This is a genomic window from Nocardioides dubius (assembly GCF_039528155.1).
Taxonomy (GTDB): Bacteria; Actinomycetota; Actinomycetes; order Propionibacteriales; family Nocardioidaceae; genus Nocardioides; species Nocardioides dubius.
In genome coordinates this window covers 145,504-149,489 of the sequence record NZ_BAAALG010000001.1, presented here as the reverse complement: position 1 = coordinate 149,489, position 3,986 = coordinate 145,504, and the positions used below count along the sequence as shown (strand labels likewise).

General features: G+C 70.7%; 5 protein-coding genes. 4 read left to right on the top strand and 1 reads right to left on the bottom strand.

Features of this window, described 5'->3' with window-relative positions; genetic code table 11:
- Nucleotides 1–15: 15 nt before the first annotated feature.
- Nucleotides 16–417, bottom strand: coding sequence for a superoxide dismutase, Ni (gene sodN, locus ABD151_RS00635; RefSeq protein WP_343990163.1), 402 nt, complete (start codon nt 415–417; stop codon nt 16–18).
- Nucleotides 418–478: 61 nt separating this feature from the next.
- On the opposite strand from sodN, the gene ABD151_RS00630 reads away from it, so the two are divergent.
- From ABD151_RS00630 to ABD151_RS00615, 4 genes are all read left to right on the top strand, one after another.
- On the top strand, nt 479–826 hold the full coding sequence (locus ABD151_RS00630) for a S24/S26 family peptidase (RefSeq protein ID WP_343990160.1): 348 nt from the start codon (nt 479–481) through the stop codon (nt 824–826).
- A gap of 195 nt (nt 827–1,021) precedes the next feature.
- Complete coding sequence (locus ABD151_RS00625) at nt 1,022–2,137, top strand: NAD(P)-dependent malic enzyme (protein ID WP_343990157.1); 1,116 nt, start codon at nt 1,022–1,024, stop codon at nt 2,135–2,137.
- A gap of 97 nt (nt 2,138–2,234) precedes the next feature.
- On the top strand, nt 2,235–3,203 hold the full coding sequence (locus ABD151_RS00620; RefSeq protein WP_343990154.1) for a zinc-binding dehydrogenase: 969 nt from the start codon (nt 2,235–2,237) through the stop codon (nt 3,201–3,203).
- A complete protein-coding gene (locus ABD151_RS00615) occupies nt 3,200–3,886 on the top strand; it encodes an SDR family oxidoreductase (RefSeq protein WP_343990151.1) in 687 nt (228 codons plus the stop codon). The genes ABD151_RS00620 and ABD151_RS00615 overlap by 4 nt, the downstream gene beginning before the upstream one ends.
- Nucleotides 3,887–3,986: the final 100 nt, after the last annotated feature.

Sequence of the window (3,986 nt, the reverse complement as noted above, 5' to 3'; positions counted from 1 at the left end):
TGACAGGCGTGGAGATCAGGCCTTCTTGGTGGCCCAGAAGATCTCGGCGATCTCGTCGATCTTGGCGAGGAGCTTGTCGGCCACCTCGGCGTCGAGCGAGCCCTTGGTGCCGGTCGCGCCGGCCAGCTTGGTGGCCTCGTTGACCAGCGAGTGCAGCTGCGGGTACGCCTCGAAGTGCGGGGGCTTGAAGTAGTCGGTCCACAGCACCCACAGGTGGTGCTTGACCAGCTCGGAGCGCTGCTCCTTGATCAGCACCGCACGGGTGCGGAAGTCCGGGTCGTCGCTGTCGTTCGCCTTGGCGATGACGGCCTTGATCGACTCGGCCTCGATGCGGGCCTGGGCGGGGTCGTAGACGCCGCAGGGCAGGTCGCAGTGGGCCTGAGCCTCGACGGTGGGGGCAAACAGTCGCGCAAGCATGCTTGGCGTCCTCCTAGGGAGAGTAACGAGTTCGGCTGTGCTGGTTGCGAGACTACTCGTCATGCGAGGACAAGTGGAGAGCGGGAGCCCTGTGCTGCCTTGGGGTGTCGCGATCGTGCGCGGCCGCTCGATGGAGCCGGGGCTCCGTGACGGCGACCGCCTGCTGGTGCGCTGGGGTGCCGCGGCGCGCCCGGGGGACCGGGTGCTGGCCAGGTTCCCCGACGGCACGCTGGCGGTGAAGCGCGCCGTCGAGCGGCGCGAGACCCGGACCGGTGCGACGGGGTGGTGGCTCCTCAGTGACAACCCCGCCGAGGGAGTCGACTCCCGGCACCGCGGGGTGATCGCCGAGGCCGACGTGCTGGCCCGGGTGAGCGCACGGATCTGGCCGTGGAGTCGTCGTCGCCGGTGATGTGAGAGGATGGCAGTTGGGAGACCCCCTTGATCGTCGCTCGTCTGGCACGCCTCGACATGCATGCTGCTGACGTCCGATCACCGTCCACCCACACACCTTTGTCGAAAGTCATCCATGCCTGCCCAAAACTCCGAAGCCCCGGCCCACCCCTTCGCGGGAGATCCGGTATTCGACCTCCACGTAGGCGGGAAGATGCGGATCACCTCCGCCGTGGAGCTGGCAGGCGCCGACGAGCTGTCGCTGGCCTACACCCCCGGCGTGGCGCGCGTCTGTGAAGCGATCGCCGCCGATCCGCAGAACACCCAGCACTACACGTGGGTCCCGAACACCGTTGCCGTGGTCACCGATGGCACCGCCGTCCTCGGCCTCGGTGACATCGGTGCGCCTGCCGCCATGCCCGTGATGGAGGGCAAGGCCGTGCTGTTCAAGCAGTTCGGCGGCGTCGACGCCATCCCGATCTGCCTGGACACCACCGACACCGACGAGATCATCGAGACCGTCGCCAGGATGGCGCCGTCCTTCGGTGGCATCAACCTCGAGGACATCTCGGCCCCGCGCTGCTTCGAGATCGAGGAGCGCCTCAAGGAGCGCCTCGACATCCCGGTCTTCCACGACGACCAGCACGGCACCGCCGTGGTCGCGCTCGCCGCGCTGAAGAACGCCCTCAAGCTGACCGGTCGCAGCGCGGCGAACACCCGCGTGGTGGTCTCCGGCGCCGGTGCGGCCGGCGTCGCCGTCACCAAGATCCTGCTCGAGGCAGGCATCAAGGACATCGCGGTCACCGACCGCCAGGGCGTGCTGAGCTCGGTCCGCTCGGACCTCACCCCGGTGAAGGCCGCGCTGGCCGCCGACACGGCCGACAACTTCGGCCGCTCCGGCACCCTGGCCGAGGTGATGGAGGGCGCCGACGTCTACATCGGCGTCTCCGGTGGCACCGTTCCCGAGGAGATCGTCGCCAGCATGGCCGACGACGCGATCATCTTCGGTCTGGCGAACCCGAACCCCGAGGTGCACCCCGACGTCGCCCACCGGCACGCCCGGGTGGTCGCCACCGGTCGCTCGGACTTCCCGAACCAGATCAACAACGTGCTGGCCTTCCCAGGCATCTTCCGGGGAGCCTTCGACGTGCACGCCACCGCGATCACCGAGGGCATGAAGCTCGCGGCTGCCGACGCGCTGGCCGACCTGGTCGGTGACGCCCTCTCGGAGGACTGCATCATCCCGTCGCCGTTCGACCCGCGGGTCGGTGGCGCTGTCGCCACCGCGGTCGCCGAGGCAGCCCGGCGCGACGGCGTCGCCCGCCGCTGAGGCACCCACCCGGACGTCATGCGGACGGAGCGCTCCGGCGCTCTCACCGTATGACGTCCCGGCCGGGGCCTGGTGAGCGAGCGGTAACCTCAACGGCATGTTCGCCGTATATGCCGACTCGTTCTCGTCCGACAACCCGCTCGACGGTCTGATCCTGGGGGAGCGGCCCGATCCGGTCGCTCCCGAGGGGTGGACCACTGTCACGGTGAAGGCCGCCTCGCTCAACCACCACGACCTGTGGTCGTTGCGCGGCGTCGGCCTCAAGGCCGAGCAGCTCCCGATGATCCTCGGCTGTGACGCCGCCGGCTACGACGAGGGCGGCAACGAGGTCGTCGTGCACGCGGTGATCTCCTCGCCGGACTGGGCGGGTGACGAGACCTTCGACCCCAAGCGCTCGCTGCTCTCCGAGCGGCACCAGGGCACCTTCGCCGACAAGGTGATCGTCCCGCGCCGCAACGTGGTCGCCAAGCCCGCCTCGCTCTCCTTCGCGGAAGCCGCCTGTCTGCCCACCGCCTGGCTGACCGCCTACCGGATGCTCTTCACCCAGGGCGGCCTCAAGGCCGGCGAGACCGTGCTGGTCCAGGGCGCCGGCGGCGGCGTGGCGACCGCGCTGATCACGCTGGCGCGCGCCGCGGGCCTGCGGGTGCTGGCCACCAGCCGTGACGAGGCCAAGCGGGCCCGTGCTCTGGAGATCGGTGCGCACGAGGTCTACGAGTCGGGGGCCCGGCTGCCGGTGAAGGTCGACGCGGTGATGGAGACGGTCGGCCGCGCCACCTGGAGCCACTCGATCCGGGCGCTGCGTCCGGGCGGGCGGATCGTCATCTCCGGCACCACCTCCGGCCCGCAGCTCGACGACGCGGAGCTGACCCGGATCTTCTTCCTCCAGCTCTCGGTGATCGGCTCCACGATGGGCACCCGCGACGAGCTCGCCTCGCTGGTCGCGATGCTCGACGCCACCGGCGCCCGGCCGTTGATCGACCGCGAGATCCCGCTGACCGACGCCCGTGACGGCTTCGCGGCGATGGCCGCCGGCGACGTCTTCGGCAAGATCGTCTTCACCCGGTGAGCCAGCGGCGGCATCTGATCACCGGGGCCGGCTCCGGGATCGGCAACCGGGTGGCCCGCCGGCTCCACGAGCGCGGCGACGCGTTGCTCCTGCTGGCCCGTGACGAGGCCCGCGGCGGCGAGCTGGCGGCGGAGTTCCCCGGTGCCGCCGTCGTGGTCGGCGACCTGGCCGATCCGGGCAGCCTGGCCGGCATCGCCGACCGGGTCGAGGGCCCGCTCGACTCGCTGGTGCACGTCGCCGGCGTGGTCGACCTGGCCACGGTCGCCGACGTCGAGCTCGGGGCCTGGCAGCACCAGCTCGACGTCAACCTGACCTCTCCGGCGCTGCTGACCCGCGAGCTGCTCCCGTTGCTGCGGACCAGCCGGGGCACGGTGGTCTTCGTGAACTCCACCGCGGGGCTCACCGCCAACCCCTCGTGGGCGGCCTACGCGGCCTCCAAGTTCGGGCTGCGCGCCGTAGCGGATGCGTTGCGGGCCGAGGAGCGGGCGAACGGCGTCGCCGTGACCACGGTGTACCCCAGCCGTACCGCGACCCCGATGCAGGAGCAGGTGCATGCCCAGGAGGGGCGTCCCTACGACGCCTCCGAGTGGAGCGACGCCGACACCGTCGCGGCGACCATCGTGCACGTCCTCGACGTCCCCGCGGACTCCTCGATCAACGAGGTCACCGTCCGCCCCCGCTAAGCGGCACCCCACCCCACACCCTGTGGACAACCTCGGCGCGAACCGGACCATCGGCAGGAGGGCGTGAAACGGGGTGTGGATGGGTGATCAGGAAGCGAGG